The sequence below is a fragment of the Stutzerimonas stutzeri genome, assembly GCF_024448715.1.
GTDB lineage: Bacteria > Pseudomonadota > Gammaproteobacteria > Pseudomonadales > Pseudomonadaceae > Stutzerimonas > Stutzerimonas stutzeri_AR.
Window position 1 is genome coordinate 100,181 of the sequence record NZ_JAMOHZ010000002.1, and the last position, 22,582, is coordinate 122,762.

At 55.2% G+C, this 22,582-nt stretch carries 20 protein-coding genes; 17 read left to right on the forward strand and 3 right to left on the reverse strand.

The genetic code is table 11. From position 1 onward, the window contains the following. The first annotated feature begins 111 nt into the window (after positions 1–111). The 7 genes from eat to NAV33_RS03995 all read left to right on the forward strand — a co-directional run bounded on the left by eat (position 112) and on the right by NAV33_RS03995 (position 8,017). Positions 112–1,560: an ethanolamine permease gene (gene eat / locus NAV33_RS03965; protein WP_255977199.1), complete on the forward strand. Its 1,449-nt coding sequence runs from the start codon at positions 112–114 to the stop codon at positions 1,558–1,560. Between the two features lie 209 nt (positions 1,561–1,769). Then, positions 1,770–3,164, forward strand: coding sequence for an ethanolamine ammonia-lyase subunit EutB (locus NAV33_RS03970; protein WP_255977201.1), 1,395 nt, complete (start codon positions 1,770–1,772; stop codon positions 3,162–3,164). 134 nt (positions 3,165–3,298) lie between these two features. Continuing rightward, positions 3,299–4,102 carry an ethanolamine ammonia-lyase subunit EutC gene (gene eutC, locus NAV33_RS03975; RefSeq protein ID WP_255977203.1) on the forward strand — a complete coding sequence of 268 codons (804 nt, stop codon included), beginning with the start codon at positions 3,299–3,301 and terminating at the stop codon, positions 4,100–4,102. Between the two features lie 175 nt (positions 4,103–4,277). Next, on the forward strand, positions 4,278–5,090 hold the full coding sequence (locus tag NAV33_RS03980) for a zinc-dependent peptidase (RefSeq protein WP_255977205.1): 813 nt from the start codon (positions 4,278–4,280) through the stop codon (positions 5,088–5,090). 139 nt (positions 5,091–5,229) lie between these two features. Then, entirely contained in the window at positions 5,230–5,757 is a 528-nt protein-coding gene (gene ppa / locus NAV33_RS03985; RefSeq protein WP_255977207.1) for an inorganic diphosphatase, read from the forward strand. 214 nt (positions 5,758–5,971) lie between these two features. Then, a complete protein-coding gene (locus tag NAV33_RS03990; RefSeq protein WP_255977209.1) occupies positions 5,972–7,183 on the forward strand; it encodes a tyrosine-type recombinase/integrase in 1,212 nt (403 codons plus the stop codon). 51 nt (positions 7,184–7,234) lie between these two features. Further along, positions 7,235–8,017 carry a hypothetical protein gene (locus NAV33_RS03995; protein ID WP_255977212.1) on the forward strand — a complete coding sequence of 261 codons (783 nt, stop codon included), beginning with the start codon at positions 7,235–7,237 and terminating at the stop codon, positions 8,015–8,017. A gap of 83 nt (positions 8,018–8,100) precedes the next feature. Here NAV33_RS03995 and NAV33_RS04000 read toward each other — a convergent pair whose 3' ends face one another. Both NAV33_RS04000 and NAV33_RS04005 read right to left on the reverse strand, forming a co-directional pair. Beyond that, complete coding sequence (locus NAV33_RS04000) at positions 8,101–9,159, reverse strand: YagK/YfjJ domain-containing protein (protein ID WP_255977214.1); 1,059 nt, start codon at positions 9,157–9,159, stop codon at positions 8,101–8,103. Positions 9,160–9,408: 249 nt separating this feature from the next. Continuing rightward, positions 9,409–9,636, reverse strand: a complete 228-nt coding sequence (locus NAV33_RS04005; protein ID WP_255977216.1) for a helix-turn-helix transcriptional regulator — start codon at positions 9,634–9,636, stop codon at positions 9,409–9,411. A gap of 333 nt (positions 9,637–9,969) precedes the next feature. Here NAV33_RS04005 and NAV33_RS04010 point away from each other — a divergent pair, with 333 nt between their 5' ends. From NAV33_RS04010 to NAV33_RS04025, 4 genes are all read left to right on the forward strand, one after another. Further along, on the forward strand, positions 9,970–10,299 hold the full coding sequence (locus NAV33_RS04010; RefSeq protein ID WP_255977218.1) for a hypothetical protein: 330 nt from the start codon (positions 9,970–9,972) through the stop codon (positions 10,297–10,299). Positions 10,300–10,395: 96 nt separating this feature from the next. After that, on the forward strand, positions 10,396–11,364 hold the full coding sequence (locus tag NAV33_RS04015; protein WP_255977220.1) for a DUF932 domain-containing protein: 969 nt from the start codon (positions 10,396–10,398) through the stop codon (positions 11,362–11,364). A 76-nt stretch (positions 11,365–11,440) separates the two neighbouring features. Next, complete coding sequence (locus tag NAV33_RS04020) at positions 11,441–12,484, forward strand: YqaJ viral recombinase family protein (RefSeq protein WP_255977222.1); 1,044 nt, start codon at positions 11,441–11,443, stop codon at positions 12,482–12,484. Between the two features lie 12 nt (positions 12,485–12,496). Beyond that, positions 12,497–12,682, forward strand: a complete 186-nt coding sequence (locus NAV33_RS04025; RefSeq protein ID WP_255977224.1) for a hypothetical protein — start codon at positions 12,497–12,499, stop codon at positions 12,680–12,682. A gap of 2 nt (positions 12,683–12,684) precedes the next feature. On the opposite strand, the gene NAV33_RS04030 is transcribed toward NAV33_RS04025, so the two are convergent. Then, complete coding sequence (locus tag NAV33_RS04030; protein ID WP_255977226.1) at positions 12,685–12,930, reverse strand: helix-turn-helix domain-containing protein; 246 nt, start codon at positions 12,928–12,930, stop codon at positions 12,685–12,687. 150 nt (positions 12,931–13,080) lie between these two features. Here NAV33_RS04030 and NAV33_RS04035 point away from each other — a divergent pair, with 150 nt between their 5' ends. From NAV33_RS04035 to NAV33_RS04060, 6 genes are all read left to right on the forward strand, one after another. Further along, positions 13,081–14,535 (forward strand): hypothetical protein, encoded by a 1,455-nt coding sequence (locus NAV33_RS04035; RefSeq protein WP_255977228.1) that lies wholly within the window; start codon positions 13,081–13,083, stop codon positions 14,533–14,535. Between the two features lie 108 nt (positions 14,536–14,643). Further along, positions 14,644–15,123: a hypothetical protein gene (locus tag NAV33_RS04040; protein WP_255977229.1), complete on the forward strand. Its 480-nt coding sequence runs from the start codon at positions 14,644–14,646 to the stop codon at positions 15,121–15,123. A 90-nt stretch (positions 15,124–15,213) separates the two neighbouring features. Next, the gene (locus NAV33_RS04045; RefSeq protein ID WP_255977231.1) at positions 15,214–16,365 is read left to right on the forward strand and encodes a hypothetical protein; all 1,152 of its coding nucleotides are present in this window, start codon (positions 15,214–15,216) and stop codon (positions 16,363–16,365) included. 104 nt (positions 16,366–16,469) lie between these two features. Next, positions 16,470–19,658, forward strand: a complete 3,189-nt coding sequence (locus tag NAV33_RS04050) for a helicase-related protein (protein WP_255977233.1) — start codon at positions 16,470–16,472, stop codon at positions 19,656–19,658. Positions 19,659–19,661: 3 nt separating this feature from the next. Then, entirely contained in the window at positions 19,662–20,417 is a 756-nt protein-coding gene (locus NAV33_RS04055) for a DUF4391 domain-containing protein (protein ID WP_255977235.1), read from the forward strand. Positions 20,418–20,550: 133 nt separating this feature from the next. Then, the gene (locus tag NAV33_RS04060) at positions 20,551–22,581 is read left to right on the forward strand and encodes a site-specific DNA-methyltransferase (RefSeq protein ID WP_255977238.1); all 2,031 of its coding nucleotides are present in this window, start codon (positions 20,551–20,553) and stop codon (positions 22,579–22,581) included. Position 22,582 lies beyond the last annotated feature (1 nt).

Consider the following 22,582-nt stretch of genomic DNA (forward strand, 5'->3'; position numbering starts at 1 on the left):
CCTGTGTCTCCGTCACTGCCTGTCGTACGCCGCAATCAGCGGTCTTTCGCGAAGGCACAGCGCTTGCTTTACCGATCCTGCCGTACCCGAACCCATCAAAGGATGATTCCCATGGCTCTCGAACACAGCAGTGCGACACCCCCGACACACGCCATCGATTTCGAAGCAGTTGGCAGCACCTATTTCAAGGAACGCGAACTCAAGAAAGGCGCCGCCGGTTGGGTGCTGCTGGTCGGTCTCGGCGTTGCCTACGTGATTTCCGGCGACTATGCCGGCTGGAACTTCGGCCTCGCCCAAGGCGGCTGGGGCGGGCTGTTCATCGCCACGCTGCTGATGGCGACCATGTACCTGTGCATGTGCTTTTCGCTGGCCGAGCTGTCCTCGATGATCCCGACCGCAGGCGGCGGTTATGGCTTCGCCCGCAGCGCCTTCGGCCCGCTGGGCGGGTTTCTCACCGGCACGGCGATCCTCATCGAATACGCCATCGCTCCGGCCGCCATCGCCGTGTTCATCGGCGCCTATTGCGAGTCGCTGTTCGGTATCGGCGGTTGGGCGATTTACCTCGCGTTCTACATCATTTTCATCGGCATCCACATCTTCGGCGTCGGCGAGGCGTTGAAGCTGATGTTCATCATCACCGCCGTGGCGGCGCTGGCGCTGGGTGTGTTCATCGTGGCGATGGTGCCGCACTTCTCCGTCGATAAACTGCTGGACATCGCACCGACCACCGCCGCTGGCGCCAGCAGCTTCCTGCCCTACGGCTACGTCGGCATCTGGGCGGCGATTCCCTACGCGATCTGGTTCTTCCTCGCCGTCGAGGGCGTACCGCTGGCCGCCGAGGAAACCAAGAACCCACAGCGCGACATGCCCCGCGGACTGATTGGCGCCATGCTGATTCTGGCGGCTTTCGCCGGGCTGATCTTGCTGGTCGGACCCGGTGGCGCCGGCTCCAGCACGCTTATCGAGTCCGGCAACCCGCTAGTGGAAGCGCTGACCACCGCCTATGGCTCGTCGACCTGGATGAGCAGCTTCGTCAATCTGGTGGGCCTGGCCGGGCTGATCGCCAGCTTCTTCTCGATCATCTATGCCTACTCGCGGCAGATTTTCGCGCTGTCGCGTGCCGGTTACCTGCCGCGCAAGCTGTCGCTGACCAACAAGAACAAGGCGCCGGTAATGGCGCTGGTGGTACCGGGCATCATCGGCTTCGTGCTCTCGCTGACCGGCCAGGGCGACTTGCTGATTCTCGTGGCGGTGTTCGGCGCGACCATTTCCTACGTGCTGATGATGGCATCGCATATCGCCTTGCGCCTGCGGCGCCCGGAGATGCCTCGGCCCTACAAAACGCCCGGCGGCATCGTCACGTCCGGCATCGCATTGGTGCTGGCCTGCATCGCAGTCGTCGCCGGTTTCCTGGTGGATCCGCGCGTGGTGATCGCCGCAGCGGTCATCTACGGAATCTTCATCGCCTATTTCGCGATGTACAGCCGGCACCATCTGGTAGCCGGCACGCCGGAAGAGGAATTCGCGGCGATTGAAAATGCCGAAGCATCGTTGAACTAGCAGTGCCGTCGAAACGTAGGCTCGTATACGAGCCCGGTCCGTTTTGTCAGCGTCATGACTCGCGACGCTCGCCCTTCGGTCTCCGTAGGGTGGGCTTCAGCCCACCAATGAAGTGCAGGGCTCGGTGGGCTGAAGCGGAGCGCCGGCTGCTTTCAACGCAGTAATGCCAACGCAGGTAATTTTCAACGATCCGCCAATGGGAGACGAGCATGACGGGATACGCACACAGCGTAGGCGGCACCAACTGGCGCTTCGACAGCCTGCGCGAGGTGATGGCCAAGGCCAGCCCGGCGCGTTCCGGCGACTACCTCGCCGAAGTCGCGGCGGGCAGTGATGCCGAGCGGGTTGCCGCGCAGATGTGCCTGGCGCAGATCCCGCTAAAGCTGTTCCTAACCGAAGCGCTGATTCCTTATGAAACCGATGAAGTCACCCGTCTGATCATCGACAGCCACGACGCCGAAGCCTTCGCCCCGGTCAGTCATCTGACCGTCGGCGATTTTCGCAACTGGCTGCTCGGTGACGACGCCAACGAAGCATCGTTAAGGGTGTTGGCGCCAGGGCTGACTCCGGAGATGGTTGCCGCCGTCTCGAAGATCATGCGGGTGCAGGACCTTATTCTGGCGGCACAAAAAGTCCGAGTGGTCAGTCGGTTCCGCAACACCATCGGGCTGCGCGGAAGGATGTCGACGCGCCTGCAGCCCAATCACCCCACCGACGAAGCAGCCGGTATTGCCGCGAGCATCGTCGACGGCCTGCTCTACGGCAACGGCGACGCGGTGATCGGCATCAACCCGGCCACCGACAGCACGGCCGGCATCTGCGAACTGCTGAAGATGCTCGACGCCATCATCCAGCGCTACGAGATCCCGACCCAGGGCTGCATCCTCACCCACGTCACCACGTCCATCGAAGCGATCAACCGTGGCGCCCCGCTGGATCTGGTGTTCCAGTCGATTGCCGGCACAGAGGCGGCCAACGCCAGCTTCGGCATCAACCTTGCCGTGCTCCAGGAGGGCTACGAGGCGGGGCTGTCGCAAAAGCGCGGCACGGTGGGCGACAACCTGATGTACTTCGAAACCGGTCAGGGCAGCGCCCTATCAGCCAACGCGCATCACGGCGTTGACCAGCAAACCTGCGAAGCGCGCGCCTATGCCGTGGCACGTAAATTCAAACCACTGCTGGTGAACACCGTGGTCGGCTTCATCGGGCCGGAGTATCTCTACAACGGCAAACAGATCATCCGCGCCGGGCTGGAAGATCACTTCTGCGCCAAGCTGCTCGGCGTACCCATGGGCTGCGACATCTGCTACACCAACCACGCCGAAGCCGATCAGGACGACATGGACACGCTGCTGACCCTGCTCGGCACCGCCGGCATCAACTTCATCATGGGCATCCCCGGCTCCGACGACGTGATGCTCAACTACCAGACCACTTCCTTTCACGACGCGCTCTACCTGCGCCAAAGCCTCGGACTCAGACCCGCTCCGGAGTTCGAGGAATGGCTGATGAAGATGGAGATCCTGCGCCAGGACGGCGGGCGATTGCAGATGGGTGAGCAACTTCCGCCGGCCTTTCGCCGGGCGCTGGAGCGAATGGCATGAAACGGTCGTCGGCCGTTATAACGAGCCGCTCATCCCGCTTCGCAGCAAGCTGGTTCCTACAAAAAAGCGCCAGCCCCCTTCCGTAGGAGCGAGCTTGCTCGCGAATAACGCTTGCCCACCATTCGGAGGTCGCTATGTCCGATAGGCCCACCACCATCACCAACCCTTGGAACCACCTGCGCCAACTCACGCCCGCCCGCATCGCTTTGGGCCGGGCTGGCGCCAGCCTTCCTACGGGCGCTCAGCTGGATTTCCAGTTCGCCCATGCCCAGGCGCGCGATGCTGTGCACCTCGCCTTAAACATTGACGACCTGGCCGCGCAACTGGAGCAGCGCGGCTATCGCTGCTTGCAACTGCACAGCGCCGCACCGGATCGAAATACCTACCTTCAACGTCCCGATCTCGGCCGGCGGCTGAGCGATGAATCCGCTGAGTTGCTCAAAAATCATGCGCGGCAAAACGAGACAGGCTACGACCTGGCGATCGTTATTGCCGACGGCCTTTCCGCATTGGCCGTACAGCGTCACGCCCTGCCCTTGCTGCAGCGCATCGAAGAACAGATCGAGAAAGAGGGCTGGAGCCTCGCGCCGATAAGCCTGGTGCAGCAGGGCCGCGTCGCGCTCGGCGACGAAGTGGGTGAGCGACTCAAGGCGAAAATGGTGGTGATGCTGCTGGGCGAACGCCCAGGCCTGAGTTCACCGGACAGCCTCGGTCTGTATTTCACCTATGCGCCAAAAGTCGGGCGCACCGATGCCGACCGCAATTGCATCTCCAACATCCGCCTCGAAGGCCTGAGCTACAACCTCGCCGCGCACCGCCTGATCCACCTGATGCGCGAGGCCTGTCGACGTCAGCTCTCGGGCGTCAACCTAAAGGACGAAGCGGAGATGCTTAGCCTCGGCGCCGCGCCGAAGGTCGGCAACTTCCTGCTGGGTTGAGTCGAAGCGCTTTACGGTCAGCGCGGCGACAAAAAACAAGACACGACGCTCTGCACGCGAATGCGCTGCTCAGCTACTCCACCATAGCGGCGTGACGCCCGTGCTACGGCCTCGACCGCTTGCCGATGGTCAGCGCCCCGCTTAAGGTTGTCGGCCCCAGGCTGGAACCTTTCCCATGTGGTCATTTCGCGACTGGCGCCGCAAGCGCATCCTCGCCCGCCTCGCCATCGAGCCCGCACTCTGGCAACGCGTTCTGAACAGCCTGCCGATTCTCGACGGTCTGAGCCTTGAGGAAACCGAGCGCCTTCGTGACCGTAGCCTGCTGTTTCTACATGCCAAGCGTCTGACGGCCCTGCCCGGGGTCGGCCTGGAGCTGGTCGACCGCCTGCGTCTGGCCGCTCAGGCACAACTGCCATTGCTGCATCTTTCCGATTTGGACTGGTATCAAGGCTTCCACGAAATCGTCATTTACCCGGATGACTTTCACAGCCCGCAAAAGCACCGTGACTCGGCCGGTGTGGTGCATGAATGGGATGGCGAGCACAGCGGCGAGGCCTGGCTACAGGGCCCTGTGATTCTGGCCTGGCCGGGTGTGCAGGAAAGCGGCGGCTGGGAAGGTTACAACCTGGTGATCCACGAACTCGCGCACAAGCTGGACATGCTCAACGGCGACGCCAATGGCCTGCCCCCGCTGCACCGGAACATGCGCATCGACACCTGGGCGAGCGTGATGCAGGGCGCCTACGACTCGCTCAATGCCACGCTGGACGCCGCCCCCGATGCTCACACAGCTATCGATCCCTATGCCGCCGAAAATCCCGCCGAGTTCTTTGCCGTCACCAGCGAGTATTTCTTCAGCGCGCCGGACCTGTTGCACGAGACCTACCCCGAGGTTTACCACCAACTCGCGGCCTTCTATCGGCAGGACCCGCTGACGCGCCTGCGACAGCTACAGCACAGCCATCCGCAGTACGCGGAACCTCAATGACTTCGGACCGTCGAATACGCGCATCACTACGCCAGCAACGGCCCACCACGGCCGGCATGGCAAAACGCCCGACAGTGCGCCTATAATCGCGCCCACTTTTTCGCCCCTGGCCGCGCTGGCCGATCACGGAGCAATGTTCATGAGCTACAGCAAAGTCCCGGCCGGCAAAGACCTGCCCAACGATATCTATGTCGCCATCGAAATCCCGGCCAACCATGCGCCGATCAAGTATGAGATCGATCACGACACCGACTGCCTGTTCGTCGACCGCTTCATGGCCACGCCGATGTTCTATCCGGCCAACTACGGCTTCATTCCGCACACCCTCGCCGACGATGGCGACCCGCTCGACGTACTGGTCGTAACGCCCTACCCGGTCGCGCCAGGTTCGGTCATCCGCGCCCGCCCGGTCGGCGTGCTGAACATGACCGATGAAGCCGGCGGCGACGCCAAGCTGATCGCCGTTCCGCACGACAAGCTGACCCAGCTCTACAAAGACGTGAAGGAATACACCGACCTGCCGCCGCTGCTGATCGAGCAGATCAAGCACTTCTTCGAGAACTACAAGGATCTGGAGAAAGGCAAATGGGTCAAGGTCGAAGGCTGGGAAGGCGCCGACGCCGCCCGTGCAGCAATCACCAAGGCAGTGGCGGCTTACCAAAAATAAGCCAATACCGCTAACGGAAAGCCGGCCACAAGCCGGCTTTTTTATTGCCTAAAAAAACCTCACCAAACATAAAACTTATGCTGCTAGCCTACAGAGAAAGCAGGCTGTAGTCATTTTCTCATCCAACCGCGTTCAAAGCGGAACAACCTCATCCGACGGGAGGATGGGGGGACAGGTGGGGGGACAGAGAGACTGGAACCAATAGAGGATTGCGATGGGTAAGCTGAATCCGAAACAGGTCGAAAATCTGACAGAACCCGGCACCTATGAAGATGGAGACGGGCTTCGGCTAGTGGTCAAGCCCACAGGGCGCAAGTCTTGGTTGCTACGATTCCAACTCGCTGGCCGCCGTCGAGAAATGGGCCTTGGTTCGTACCCCGAGATCAGCCTCAAAAGCGCACGTCTCGAAGCGAGTTCAAAACGCCGTTTGTTGATAGACGGTGTGGACCCACTTGCCGCTCGTGACCGTGAGCGCCTAGCCCAGCGCGAGGCTCAGCGAGTCCAAGAGGCTAAACAACTCAAATTCAGGACACTGGCTACAGAGTACTGGGAGGCACACGGCGGGGCTTGGTCTGAACGATGGCGCAGAGGCTGGATACGCAAGCTAGAGCTGTATGCGTTTCCGCATATAGGCAACCATGCTGCCGAGCAGATAGATACAGAGCACGTCCTTAAAGTTCTTCAGCCTATCTGGTCGACAAAAACGCGCACCGCTGACGAGGTTCGCGGGCAAATTGAGCAGATTTTGGACGCTGCCAAAGCACGAGGTCTTAGAAAAGGAGAAAACCCTGCTCGATGGCGCGGGCATCTGGATAACCTGCTCAGCCGAGCGGAAAAGAAAAAAGCAAGAAAGCGCGAGCACTTTCCCGCGATGGCTTGGCAAGAAGTGCCAAAGCTAATGCATCAGTTGAAAGCGAACCCGACCGCGCCATCTCTTGCCGCACAATTGTTGATACTGACCGCCGCCCGCGCGCACATGGTGCGATTCGCACGCTGGGATGAATTCGATATCAAGGCTCGCACGTGGTCGCTTCCAAACGAGCGCATGAAAACACGTATCGCCTTCACGATACCACTTGCTGAAGAAGTGATTGAATGTCTTCAAGCGATCCCACGCATCGATGACAGCCCTTTACTGTTTCCTGGCCAAGGAAAAAGCGGTGTAATGCATGCAAATGCCGTCCGCAATCTATTGCATGAGATGGGGTATGAATATATTACTCGACACGGCTTTCGCTCATCGTTCCGTGACTGGGCAGGTGAGTGCACCAACCACCCACGGGAAGTCTGCGAAATGGCATTGGCGCACGATGAACGGGATCAAACTGAAGGGGCCTACTCTCGAACTAATTTCTTAGATAAACGCAGGACCCTAATGAGCGACTGGGCTACGTATCTAGCACACACAACGAGAAACCCTGAGTAATCTAATACATAGAAACGTACATAAAGCCTTCCCGGCAGACGCAGGCACTCAATGAGCATAAATCTGGAAGATATCCCTACCGATCTCGCAGAACATGTACAACCCTGGACCAAAACATCTTTTGAAGATGCGGTAGCTCTTATTGAGAGCTGGCTCGATTATGCACTAAAGAAGATGTACGGCCAAGCAAAAGGCCTGGAAATTAAAGAAGAGATCGAACAGAAGATTCGCAACGGGAAGATTACTAACGACAAATTAAATACATATTGGGAAATAATCGAAGATGGAGACAGGGATACAAGATATCTCTTCCCATACCTAATCACTCTTTATTTTGTCGCAAAAGCGAAAGCAGAAGATCTCTATAGAAAGGGATTAATAATCGAGGCATTCTCAACGACCTCGCTTATGTCCTTCTGCGTAGGCTCACTCACAGAAAATGTAGAGACAAGCATCGTTGGGATACCTGACTACGTGGAAGACCCATTAAGAGCGAAAATTGCCAATCGAGCAGCAAGTGCAACGCACGCGGGGAGCAAAATAGTTCAAAAAATGGTAGCAGACCTGATATGGAAAGAAAGCCCAAATGGTGGGTGGCCGTCAAAGAAAGCCGCCGCAACACACATTGAAAAAGTATTGATCAAACAACTTTACATGCCGGCTTCCTCTTCCGCCGATAGAGAATCATACGAACCAAGGCCTGACTTAGACTTCAAGCTTAATTTAAACGCCACATCGCTACACGAGCGAATTCTAAAATGGATGAGCGCAGGCAAGGAAGGAGTTGGGGAAATAAACAAAGCCATGGAAAAAACGCTAAAAAGAAATAACTAAAACATTATCTAACAAACTTGAGGAAACGGAGAGGCCAGAAATACAATTGCGTGTGAGCCACTCCTACTACGAAAGGCGACCGCTTAAGCGGTCGCCTTTCTGGGCCGCCCCATTTTCCTCCCTTCAGTTGAAACAAATGATTTACCAAACATCCTCTCTTTGTCACTTAGATTGGGCCTGATGAGTAAATCCTTCTTCACAAGATACTTTCCAGCCCACTTTAGGTTCTCAATCATTGCTACATCATTCCAAGACACCATACCAATGCCTCGTCTGCCATACATTTCTTTTTTCCGATTACAATTAAAATAGCAACCCTCGCCATTAGTTACCCTTTTTGACCATATCTCTCCAATCTCTTCGCATAAACTCACATCTTCCTGGTGTTTAGAACCATCAAGAAATATCATCAGGTGGTAATGGTATTGCTTTGTCGGCCCAAACTCCAACTTCCACACATACCCATAGAGAGACTCTTTAAGCCTGCCTCTACGCAGGAACCTCAGAAACACCGAAAAGTCCTTCTTTACCCTATCCAAGCTCATTATGATTCCTTGGCTTTGCAGATAAGCCAGCGAATACCCTAAATCAAGCCTTATAACCAACATTCTAGAATTTCGAATAAAAAGCGAATCAATAAATCTCTCTAGTCCCTTAGCATTCTTTGCGACTGCTCGCTGACAGTTCCTCCAATGTGATTTAAACTCACCAGAAGCAGTTTCTTGTCTGATCCCAATGATCGCTTTCCTGACGACATCAACCTCTTTGCTCGAAGAAATAGAATCACCGGTAAAACTTTCGCCTTTATCTTCCTCCTGTAGCTGGTTCTTGACCTTTTGAAAAACCTGGAGATAGGGGCTTAGCCGTCCTCCTGCATAAATTCCTTGCAAGTATTCAACGTCAATCCGTAACGCCGACAGCAGCTGTCGCCCCATCTTAGTTAGACGAGCCTGGCGCCCATATGCAACCTCGTCGATAAAGGCACTCCCTTGAACCACCGCCATTAAAAGCTTTACAATTTCCGATATATCCTGAACGTGATTAATCTCGGGTAGAGCGACCATTAACTCACCACCTCTACCATTTTCGAAGTAGTACTGATCCTGCACTAGAAATTCATTAAACTTCTCACTGACCAACATAGACTATCCTCATTAGCAATACCACGCTTAGCAACTCACCCTCGATTCATCCAATATTAGTCAGCTACTATCAAGCACCTATAGTAAACAAGCTAAACTGATACTCATTACTTAATACTCATTACTTAATAGATATATATACCAATACTCACTCTCCTTAAACGCTTCGTGAGGGCCGGAGAAGAGCAGCCATTTCCGAACCATATCGATCAAGAAACGCAACCAACGCTTTGTAAAGTTATGGCATATTTATTTAGCTCTTGATTGCTCAACCTGCCGCTCAATCCATAGATCAATCTCATCCTCCAACCATGCAACGCTGTTTTTACCAATCTTAATTTTTTTGGGGAATGTTTCGTCATATCTCGTCGATGCAGGGTTAAGGCGATCCTCTATTGCACCTTTTTTTAACCCAACGCGCTCTACAACAGTGGGAAGCCGTATCAATCTTTTAGGCTTATACTCTTTATCGTGCATATCTCTTTCGCCAAGTAGACCGTTCGACGCTCAGTTTATGAGTAACCGAGAAATGTGATAGGCGGCTGCTTAGCAGACGCTAATTTTTGCCCCATCCAAAGCGAAAGCATCGTTATCATCAGCGCACCAGGCTTTCCTCTGGTGCGCCGCTCCCAGCCATCTAGTACAGGCACTGGAACCAACGTGAACAACGGAGGAACCAACTTTTCAGCCGTAGGAACTAACTTTCAAGCGTTTATCCCCGCACCTGAGGGAGGCGAAATCGAAAGTCCATTCGATTACTTTTGGACCACACATAACTGCCATGACAAACCCACCAAGGAGGATTACCCCATGTCATTGCAGTGCCCACGCTGTCGCTCCCCCAAAGTCGCTTCCTTCCATCACGCCATGAAGATCACCGCTGCAGTCGGCACAGTTGGCGGTGCCGCACGCGGCGTCAGTGCTGCATTGGCCGGTGGTCAGGCTGGAGCAGCTATTGGCGCTCTCGCCGGCCCTGTTGGCATCACTATCGGCTCCATCTCCGGCGCCATCCTTGGAGGCCTGGCTGGAGGTGTGAGCGGTTGCGCCCTCGGCGCCCAGCTTGGCCACAAGCTCGACCGCCACGTCTTGGCTAACAACCTCTGCCTGCTCTGCGGGCATCGCTTCAACCTGCCGGCCTAATCCGTCCGCACCTTTTTAACATTCTTATATCCCTACCGCTGGTGCTGCGCTCTGCGCGGCGCTTTATGCCGGCGTGCATCCAAAGGAATAGTTCTCATGGCTCATCTCATCGAACAAATGGCCTATGTCGGCGCTACCCCGTGGCACGGACTGGGTAACAACCTGCCGCGCAAACAACCTATCGAAATCTGGCAGCGTGAAGCCGGCATGGACTGGCAGATTCTGGAAAGCCCGGTCCATTTCAAATCCGATGCGACGGGTCACTTGGGCGCTATTCATTCCTACCCCGAGCAGAAAGTCCTGTACCGCTCCGATACGAAGGCTCCCCTATCAGTCGTCTCCAACCGCTACCACACAGTGCAGCCACGCGAAGTGCTGGAGTTCTACCGGGACCTGACCGAGGTCTCCGGCTATGAGCTGGAAACAGCAGGCGTGCTGAAGGGCGGCCGCAAGTTCTGGGCGCTGGCGCGCACCGGACAAGGCACGGCGATCAGAGGGAACGACCAGGTCAACGGCTATCTGCTGCTTGCCACCTCCTGCGATGGCACCCTGGCGACAACCGCAACGCCGACCACGGTTCGCGTGGTCTGCAACAACACCCTGGCCATCGCCGTGGACGGCACCAGCCGAGCCATCAAGGTGCCGCACAACACTCGCTTCGATCCCTACACGGTGAAGAAGCAGCTCGGGATCGCGGTATCACAATGGGATGATTTCATGTATCGCATGCGTCATCTGGCCGAGCGCAAGGTGCAGTGGCATGAAGCAATGGGCTTCTTCATGAACGTCATGTGCGAAGTGAGCCCAACCGGCCAACTACCCGAACAGCTGCCCAACGAACGCGCCTTGCGCAAGGTCCAGGAGCTGTACGAAGTCCGTGGCCGAGGCAGTCACCTGGAATCGGCACGCGGCACCGCCTGGGGCCTGCTCAATGCCGTAACCGAGTATGTAGATCACGAACGACGAGCACGCAGCACCGAATACCGGCTGGACTCGGCCTGGTTCGGTCAGGGCGCGCAGATCAAGCAGCGCGCACTGGACGCCGCCCTGCAGCTCACCGCATAAGCGCTCATCCCTCTCAATCGTATCGCCCGGTCAGCTTCGCGCTGATCGGGCTTTTTTATGACCGCAAGGTGACGCAATGACAACGACCTCATTGAACAGCAACACCAGCAAACCCCGCTCGGCCCTGCGACTGATCAGTACCAAGGAACTTCCCCGCGAGGAGTGGCTGGAGGTACGCAAACGGGGCATTGGCAGTTCGGATGCCGCTGCGGCCGTCGGCCTTAATCCCTACAAGTCGCAGCTGGAGCTATGGCTAGAAAAGACCGGACGCGACACCGGATTGCCGAAAACCGATCCCGATGACGAAGAAAGCGCTATGTACTGGGGCAACGTACTGGAACCGATTGTGGCCTGGCATTACAGCAAGCGCACCGGCAATAAGGTTCGCCGCATCAACGCCGTGCTGCAGCATCCGGATGCTGAATTGTCCTGGATGCTGGCCAACATCGATCGCGAGGTAATCGGTGTGGCCGATGTGCAGATCCTCGAATGCAAGACAGCCGGCATAAACGGGGCACGCCTCTGGAAAGAAGGCGTGCCTGAGCATGTACAGCTGCAGGTGATGCATCAGCTCGCAGTGACTGGCAAGCAGGCTGCGGACGTTGCAGTGGTGCTCGGAGGCCAGCATCTGGAAATCTATCGTATCGAGCGTGACGAGCAGATGATTGCTCGCTTGATTGAGCTGGAGCGCAAGTTCTGGCAGTACGTCGAATCTGATACGCCGCCACCAGCCAATGGCACTGCCTCTGCTGAAACTGCCCTGCGGTCCTTGTTCCCAACGGATTCGGGCGAGACCGTGGAATTCAGCGGACATGCTGGATTGTCAGCGGCTTACATTGAGCTTAAGGCCCTGCGCCAGTCGATTGCCGACAAGAAAACGCGCGAAGCCCAGCTTAAGCAGATGCTGCAGCAGGCTATGGGCGACGCCAGTCGAGCGGAGTTCACCAACGGTTACATCAGTTGGCGCAAGGCCAAGGATAGACGACACGCCCACCACCATCTATCCAAGGCCCATCCCGGTTGCGAGCCTCATGAAGGTTCGCTGTCAGCAGAAGCTCGTTCCATGGCACCACGAACTCAGAGCCGCCCCGTCTCCCTGTCTAAACGTGGCCAACTGTAAGGAGAACTCATCATGAATCTATTTCGCTTCGTGATCTTGCTGTTCATGTTCATCGGCGTGCTGGCCAGTTGCGCGGTTGCTGTAGCACTATTGATGCTCATGCTGCGTTTCTGGCCAGTGTTAATTGCAGTCTTACTTGGGTGCGGTGTGTTCGGGTGGCTGCTAAGCCGATCCGGAAAATATAAGGGCTGCTCTTGAACTCAAAGCTCTGCATCAATGAGCAAATCCGATGGCTTGCACTGAATGGCTGCAGCTATCCGACAAATGTTCAAAAAAGTGACGTTTCGCTCGCCGCGCTCGATTTTCCCCATGTGAGAACGATCAATTGACGCCGCATCAGCGAGAGCCTCTTGAGATAACTGAAGCGCCAAGCGACGCGCTCGCACAGCAGCTCCCAGCTTGACGAGGTTACGATCTTTGTCTTGGTTTGCGGAGATTCTTGCCATGGCAAAAATCGTCGCGCTATGATGCCAAAACGACCACGGTATTTACGACCCAATAAATAATGCAATAGAGAATAATCCGACACCAAAAAGCCTAACAAACGAATCTCTAATTCTAAAACCTGCCAACACAGCAAAACAGAGGGAACTGAAATGAAGCGAGTAGCACTACTTTCTGCACTTATAATAACACAAGGCTGCAACTCATCAGATGATACTGCACCCTACATGAGCACCGACTCAACATTTAATTGCAGAGATGTAAACCTGAGCCAATTCCATAACGACACAGGCAAAGCACTGCGGATGATTGACACTGGACTCGGTCAATTAAAGTCCGCATACAATGAAGAAACCGCGATACAGACATTCTTTAGAGAGGCCGCAACCAAAAACGCCACCTACCTTCTTCTTCTCAGGCAGAAGGCCATCGAAGCATGTGCCGCAAATCCTGAGCTAAGCGTGAGCCATGCGTTAACAGACGGACTCAATGCCTTATACAAAGAAAGCTTTGAAGACATGCGCATAGCAACATGCCGCTCGTTCGGAAAAGAATTTGACAACGAAATTATTTTGCAGGAAATGCAAAATCCGAGCAAACAGCTACCATATGGTGACGAAGCGGCTATTAGCGTAAAACATGTCCTTGATGATAAACGTTATGGCGCAGCTTATTTTGAAACAGAGGTCCATGCTTACTGCGAAGAAAATCCTAACGAACGCATCTGGAGCGCCTACTCAGCAGTTGCACGCCCAGCCCTGAACATAATTTCCAGCGAGCAGCAAGCTGCGCATCAGCTTAAAAAAGAACAAGATGCTGCTGAGGAGAAACGCTTGTCAGAAGAGCTGCATCAGGCAAATCTCAGGAAATACGGTAAAGATCTCTACCAATCAGGCACGCCAGACTGCGATGACTTTATAGCATTACATGAGCTAAGCATTTTTGCTGAGAATGATCGCAGCATATTTCAAAGCGCCCTAAACGCTACAACCAACTCGATCCCCAAGCCCAGTATTCCACATCAACGCGAAGCCTTTCAGCACGTGCTTAAGTCTAATTACGAGCATACGGTCCGCACAATTGCGAGCAACTGCTCATCCAGCATTGAGCAAGCCATATTAACTATACCGGCAGTCATGGACTCTGAAAGTAACATAATGAGCGAGTTGATAAGTTTATCTCAGGAACACAGGTGGGGAACAGAAGGAAAAGCAGCCGAACTTGCTCTTAAACATGCAAAAGAGTGCGCGCAGGGGGCAAAAGACCAAAACCTAGTCTGCCCCAATAACGCACAAGACTTCTTCAACTATAGCCTCGCTGCGCTGCAGATAAAAGAGCTAGAACAGAAACTCAACAAGCTAGAAGCACAACGACAAAACAAACCAAGCGACTTCGAGCTGAGCTCATATGGCAAAGACTGCAAGCAGCGGCTTCTAAACCAAGGCCTTCGCGACAAACAATACGATGATGCAGTCCAAGAAAAATGTATTCCTGAGGCATTTACCGAATACTTTTCGCCACTCAACAAAGAGATAGAGTCGGTAACGGAAGACATATCACAGGCAAACAACTATATAATGTCAATTGAGACGAAGTTCAAGAATTAAAGCAGAGTCTACCAGACGACCAAACCCAAAACGGGGGCCTGCTGCCTCTTCCTTCGCTCTGAAGCTTATGAAGCTCAGCAGCAATTTCTTCAAAGTGGAAACATAGCAATGAAATCAGTTATTACAATAATTATTTTAACGGCGTTATTTTCAACGTACATCCAAGCAAATTCTTACTGCAACAGCAGGCCCACAATAAAAGACAGAGACAACTGTTATCGAGTCAGCATTGAAGCCCAAGCAAACATCTTAAAGGATAACTACAAAACACTAACAAACCTACCAAGCTATTCCGAACAGGAGGCCAGCCTGCTTAGGCAGGAGCACGCAACCTGGGAAGATCAAGTGCAACAACAGTGTCAGACAGAGGCTTGTGTATTGCAATCGCTCATGAACAGAAACAGTCATCTCCATAAGCTAATCACTGCAAAAAAAGAAAACACCACAACGGTATCTGAAGAACAGATAGAGAAATGTCAAACACTCTGGATCTCGGCATATCGCGCCGAACTTGGAGAAGAAGCAATGGTGAACGCAGAACAGCTTGATGAGTGGAATAACTGGTGTATAGAGGGCAAGACTCCTTAACTAGTCTGAGCTAAGGATGCGCTGATTGTTAGCAAGCGCCTGATGTTGCCAGCTATGATCAGCGCAGACTGAGATTGCTTTGAGCGAAGCATGGACTATGCCCGGACCAAGATTCCCTTCGGAGAACGTGACGGCACCCTCTTTCGCGCCCACGAGGTCGAAAACGGACTGCGTTGCGGATGCGTCTGCCCCGGATGTCGGCAACCGTTGAATGCAGCCAACAACGGCGAGAAGGTCATCCCACACTTCCGCCATGCGAAATCGAATGACTGCGTTGATGGCTTCCGCGAAGGCGTCAGACGTGCTGCGGTCGCGCTAATCGCTCAACACAAGCAGCTCATGCTCCCAGCACTGATCGAAACAGTCAGGGTGGCCACACAAGGTGGCCGGCTGCTGGAGGAAAAGGTAGAGCTGCAGCCCTTGGTCACCACTGCAGATACCGTTGAGCGCTTCGTCGACCTGGACGGTTTAAGGGGTCATGCAGTCCTGCATCAATCCGATAGGCAACTGATCATCCGGATCAAGCTCTCCGCACGGATGGAGCATGAGCGTTATCGCCTGCTCAAAGGCCTTGAGCACTCCAGCATGGAGATCGATCTCAATCACTTGACACTGGAGCAAATCAATGATCCGGCCAGCTTCGAGCACGCTGTTCTACGCGACCCAGCAAACCGCAATTGGATCCGATCTGTACGAGGTGAAAGGCTAACGGCAATCGCGCGGCAAAAGCTTCAGTCACTTGCAGCCGAACTGAGCACTCAGTGGCAACACGAACAGGCCGAGCGCGAGGCAACCGAGAAAGCTCGGCAAATTGAGCTCGACCAAAAGAAAGCCGAATTGCAGTGTGCACTCGAAGCCCATAGAGCCAGACAGCTCCAAATCGCCGCCGAGCAATCGGCCACAGAGCAGGACAACACTGCGCAGGGCCGAGCCGAGCTGATCGCGGGAACCATGCTGAAGGCTCTACATGTCTGGGGAGGGAAAGCCGTTGAATGCACGGCCTGCCACTTGCTCAGCCCACCTGAGTCCCAGTTCTGCCTTTACTGCGACGCGTCTACCAGCAAGGTAAACCTCGTGACGTTATCGCCGGATATACCCTCAACCATTCACAAACGCATGCGCTGCTCAGCGAAGCCCACTATGTCGATGAAAGCAGTACCTCGCTTACTTCTAAGGCCCGATCTGGAGGCAAGCGCAGGCGCCCCAATCACACCCGCCTTACAGAAAGATGCCCCACAGTAGTAGCCAGCTGCGTGCTGGCGCGCGGCCTTTTAGACGCTGCGCCACACATCCAAACGCGTTTATGATGCCGAAGAAATTTGAATCACAGCGCAAGGGAGCACGCAATGAGGTTGATCCAGAACGCTGGCCAAGACCGAGTTATCGATTTGCTCAATGAGCGAATGAAACCGGATCACCAGCTGGCCTGTGCATCCCCGGCGCTGTCCTTGTTCGCTTTCTCTGAGCTAGCCAAATCCCTCGGCCAGCTCCGCAAGGTCCAACTGATCCTGCCATCCAGCAGCGAGAGTCTGGAGTTGCTCGGCGGTGAAGCAGACCGCGCCGCACGCAATTGCCTCATTGCCCGAAGCCTTGCCCGGCGCTGCCACCAGTGGCTGAACGCCAAGGTAGAACTGAAGCGCGCAAGCTCTGTCATTCCGCAAGGTATCGGTTTGCTGAGAGATGCCGCTGGCACTCCCGATCAGGTGGTCATGGGCTCCTTCGCCCTAACCACCGATGGCCTCGGTATTACGCCGGGCAACCCCATGAGCCTGATCCAGGCCAGCGAGTCTGCCCAGGAGGCGGCCATGTTTGCACCTTGGTTTGATAGCCAATGGCAAACCCTGATCGCCCGCCCCGGCGATAAAACCGAGCTGCTGAATGCGCTGCGCGAAATTGCCGAGCAGCGTTCACCGGCCACCCTGTACAACCTGATGCTCCATCAGCTCTTCAAGGAAAAGGACGACGGGCTGGATGAAGAGCGCGTTGTGAAGTCCGCCACAGGCATCCGCAACACTGTGGTCTGGAACAAGCTCTTCAAATTCCAACGAGATGGAGTAGTCGGTGCCATCGACAAGCTCAACCGCTTTGGCGGCTGCATCATTGCCGACAGCGTTGGCTTGGGGAAAACTTTCGAAGCACTCGCCGTGATCAAGTACCACGAGCTGCGCAACGACCGCGTGCTGGTGCTGTGTCCAAAGCGCTTGCGCGACAACTGGACGCTCTACAAGGCAAATGACCGGCGCAACGTGCTGGCGTCAGACCGTTTCAACTACGACGTCCTCAATCACACCGACCTTTCTCGCGAGGCCGGACTTTCCGGCGACCTTGATCTGTCCCACATCAACTGGGGCAACTATGACCTGGTCGTGATCGACGAATCGCATAACTTCCGCAACAAGAAAGCTCCGCGCCAAGGCCAAGAAACACGCTACGACCGCCTCATGCGCAGAATTATCCGCGAAGGTGTAAAAACCCGAGTCCTGATGCTGTCCGCCACCCCGGTCAACAACCGGCTGGCTGACCTGCGTAACCAGATCGCTTTCGTGACCGAGGGCGACGACAACGCTCTGTTTGAGCACGGCATCAGCAGCATCGAAGCCACCACCCGCAAAGCCCAGCTACAGTTCAATCGCTGGCTGGAGCTGCATGAGCGTGAGAAGACGCCAGAACGCCTGGTCGAAATGCTTGGCTTCGACTACTTCACCCTTCTCGACCTGCTGACCATCGCCCGCTCCCGCCGGCATATCGAGAAGTACTACGGCACAACCGAAACCGGCCGTTTCCCCACACGCCTGCCCCCGATCAACATCAAGGCTGACGTGGATGCTGCTGGGCAATTTCGCGCGATTCGCGAAATCAACCAAGAGATTCGCCGGCTCAACCTCGCCAGCTATGCGCCGCTGCGCTACGTCCTGCAGCACAAGCAAGCGGCTTACGACGCCAAATACAGCACCGAGATCCGCGGTGGCGAAAGCTTCTTCCGCCAGGCTGACCGCGAGGAAAGCCTAATCCACCTGCTGCGCATCAACGTCCTCAAGCGCATGGAAAGCGCGGTGTCTTCGTTTGCGCTGACCCTCGAACGGCAGCTTAAGGATGTCGAACGCACGCTCGAACGTATCGAGCAACACGCCCACGAAATTGAAGAAATCGACATCGCTGATGTCGACATCGACGATCCAGCGTTCGAAGCACTGTTGGTCGGACGCAAGGTCAAGGTGCTGCTGAGTGACGTCGACCTGGTGCGCTGGAAGCAAGATCTGCTGGAGGATCGCAATCGCCTGGCCACGCTGCTATCTGCTGCACAACAAGTACAACCCCAGCGTGATGCCAAACTGGCAGAGCTGCGCAAGATGCTCGCTGAGAAGTGCCAGAGCCCGATCAATCCTGGCAATCGCAAGGTCATCATCTTCACCGCCTTTGCCGACACGGCGCGCTACCTGTACGAGCAGCTCGCCTCCTGGGCCAATGAAACCTTGGGTGTGCAAACGGCCTTGGTCACCGGCTCCGGCCGCAACCAAACTACGATCCCCGGTCTGCGTACCGATCTGGCATCCATACTGACGACCTTCTCTCCACGCTCGAAAGAGCGCCCTGCCGACATGACCGAGGAAGGAGAGCTGGATCTGCTGATTGCCACCGACTGCATTTCCGAAGGTCAAAACCTGCAGGACTGCGACTGGCTGATCAACTACGACATTCACTGGAACCCGGTGCGAATCATCCAGCGCTTTGGTCGTATCGACCGTATCGGCTCGCCTAACCAGCACATCCAGTTGGTCAATTTCTGGCCCAACATGGAGCTGGAGGAATACATCAACTTGGAGCAGCGTGTCAGCGGCCGCATGGTCTTGCTAGACGTATCCGCCACCGGGGAAGAGAACCTGATCGAAGCGCAATCCGGCGATGCGATGAACGATCTGGAATACCGCCGTAAGCAACTGCTCAAATTGCAGGATGCCGTTATCGACCTGGAAGACCTGTCCAGCGGCGTGTCGATCACCGACCTCACCCTCACCGACTTCCGTATCGACCTCGCCCAGTACCTAAAGGCCCATCCCGGCGTGCTGGAGAACATGCCGCTGGGTGCCTGTGCCATCACTACAACGCGTGACGAGGACATACCGCCCGGCATTATTTTTTGCCTGCGAGCAGAGGGAGAAGCCGCCGACAAAATCAGCGATGGCTACCCACTTGCGCCCCACTACCTCATCCATGTGGCAGAAGATGAAACCGTGCTACTGCCCTTCCCTCAGGCCAAACGCATTCTGGATCGCCTCAAACGCCTGGCCCTTGGCCGCGAACTGCCTGATGCCACCGCTGGCAACCGATTCGATGAGCTCACCAAACAGGGCGAGGATATGCGCGATGCGCAGAGCCTGCTGGCAACTGCAGTATCATCCGTGGCAGGCAAGAGCGAAGAGCGGGCCATAGCCAGCCTATTCAACCCAGCCGGTAGCCATGCGATGAAGGGCGAGTTCGCCGGCAGCAAGGACTTCGAAGTGATCGCCTTCATGGTCATACTGCCCCAGGAGTAAGCCGTGGTTGCCGAGGACCTCATTGCAGCCCTGCAACTGCCTGAGCAGGCACGGGTCAATCAGCGCGTATCCAAAAAGCTGCTGATCGAAAACCTGGCCCCTACAGCAGCGGATCGACAGCAGATCAATGAAAGCATTGAAGAGGTTCAGTGGGTTGCCGCGCTAAAGCCCGGCAATTGCGGCATACCCGCTTACCGCGACGGCCAACGCGAATACGTGGAAGTCGCTGTGCTGCACCTCACCCTGCGCCCGTCTGCTCGACCAGCCAGGCTCATAGAACTGCTGCACCGCGCTATACCTCACCCAACCCTGCTTATGATCAGCACGCCCGAGTCGGTACAGCTCTCCCTGAGCCACAAACGTTGGGCTCAGAACGAAGCCGGCAAGACCGTGCTCGATGGTGAAATCACGACTGCTACGGTGCTGCCAGCCGCCCCTCAGATCACCACAGCCTTTCTCGAAGCGGTCAGTCTCGAGCGACAACCGCGTAGTGATCTGAGCGTTTTTTATCAGGGCTGGATAGATACCCTGCTGGCCCTACAGGCAGCGCAGCATACGGGAAGTTTTCGCACGGCCAACAGCACGCTCGATGCCACTGCCCGACGCCAAACCCTGCAAGCCTGTATCGAGCTGCAAGGGCAGATCGCCACATTGCGCGCCCAGGCGAAAAAGGCTCAGCAGATTGCCCGTCAGGTGGAGCTAAACCTGCAACTGAAGCAGCTACAGCAAGCGCTCAGCGAAGCCCAAACCAGACTGTAGGTCAATGGTTTCAGCAAGTACCAAAACCTAGCCAACAAACATTAAAAGGCTGTCGAAATGGAATACCATGCCAGCCGGGATACACCGCGCCTGCAAACAGGTACATGCAGGTAGATCGTGAAGGAAATAGCGAATGACCATGCAAATAATCGACGCACAGTCGCCGGAAGCGCACAGCGCCGACCTCAAGGCCGAAAACATCGACAAACTCAAAGCCTTGTTCCCTGAGCTGATCACCGAAGGCCCCATTGGCGTGGCCATCAACCAGGACGTACTCAAACAGCTCGTGGGCGACTCCACCGTAACGGACGCCGACGAGAAGTACGGTCTGAACTGGCACGGCAAGCGCGCCGCGCGCCAACTGGCGCTCACGCCCAGCAACGGCACACTTCTACCGTGCCCCGACGAAAGCGTGGATTGGGACACTACACAGAACTTGATGATCGAGGGCGATAACCTCGAAGTTCTAAAGTTGCTGCAAAAGAGCTATGCGGGCAAGGTCAAGCTGATCTATATCGATCCACCTTACAACACCGGCAAAGACTTTGTTTATCCCGACAACTTCCAAAACAACATAAACAACTACTTGGAGCTGACGGGCCAGATAGAAAGCGGGCAACGTATTAGCAGCAACACTGAAAGCAGTGGTCGCTTTCATACTGACTGGCTCAACATGTTCTACCCCCGACTAAAGTTAGCACGCTCACTACTCAAAAGTGATGGCGTCATTTTTATCTCAATTGACGACAGAGAACTTAACAATCTACGAACACTAGCAAACGAGATACTTGGCGAAGAAAACTTTATCGCAACAATAACGGTCGTCACCAACCTTAAAGGCCGCAACGACAAGAAACATGTAGCAGCCTGTCACGAGTACGCCGTCGTTTACGCCGGAGCTAACTTTAGATCTAACGGCTTACCACTCACAGATGAGCAGCGAGCAGCGTTTAAACACACTGACGAGAATGGTTTCAAATATGCTCTACGCGATCTTCGCAAACGCGGCGGTCCGGATAAAAGACAAGACCGCCCAAATATGTTCTTCGCTATCTACTGGAACGAAGAGTCTGGCCGGGTATCACTTGAGCGTTTAACAGCTAACGATCTTGAAATCTTCCCCATGCGAGGAGACGGGACAGAGGGTCGTTGGCGCTGGGGTCAGGACAGAGTTAAAAAGCATCTTTCCTGGATGCACCCCAAGCGCTCAGACCGAAACGGTAGATTAGACGTCGAGCATCGAGTGTATCTCGACCCTTCAATTGCAGTAGACGATCTTGATGAAGATGATGAAGACGACGAAGGCGCAGTCGAGAGAACATCAAAACCCAAATCCATCTGGATTGGCGGAGAATTCTCAACTGACCACGGTAAGCGAGCATTGAAAGAACTCCTACCGGGCGAATCTTTTGACTTCCCTAAGTCTATTGACTTTCTACGAACCTGCTTTTTGTTGGGAACAAGTGGAAATGAAATAATTCTCGATCTATTTTCAGGCTCGGGATCTACTGCACAGGCCGTGATGCAGCAAAACGCAATCGATGGGCACTCTCGCCGTTTTATTTGTGTCCAGCTCCCAGAACCCCTTGATCCATCCGAAAAAACTCAAAAAGAAGCTGCAGCTGTCTGTAGAAAGCTAGGTGTTGCCGAAAATATTGCAGAGTTAACCAAAGAGCGGATTCGTCGAGCAGCCGAAAAAGTCAAAGCAGAGAACTCGATGTTTTCTGGAGACACAGGCTTCCGAGTTTTCAAGCTCAACACCTCGAATATACAAGCCTGGAACCCTAACCCGGAAAATCTTGATCAAGCTCTCTTCAATCATCAGGATCACCTGGTTACTGGGCGGACTGAGACTGACATTCTCTACGAACTGCTGCTAAAGCTCGGTCTAGAGCTGTGCGTACCCATCGAGCAGCAGCAGATCGCCGGCAAAACGGTGCACAGCATCGGCGGTGGCGTCCTGCTGGCCTGCCTTGCGGAGCGAATTACTCGCGATCAGGTGGAAGACCTGGCGCTGGGGATTGTTGCCTGGCACAAGGCGCAAGCCCCAGCCAGCGACAGCACCTGCGTGTTCCGTGACAGCGCCTTTGCCGATGACATTGCCAAAACCAACCTGGCCGCCATCCTCAACCAGGCTGGCATCAAAAACGTGCGGAGCCTATAAA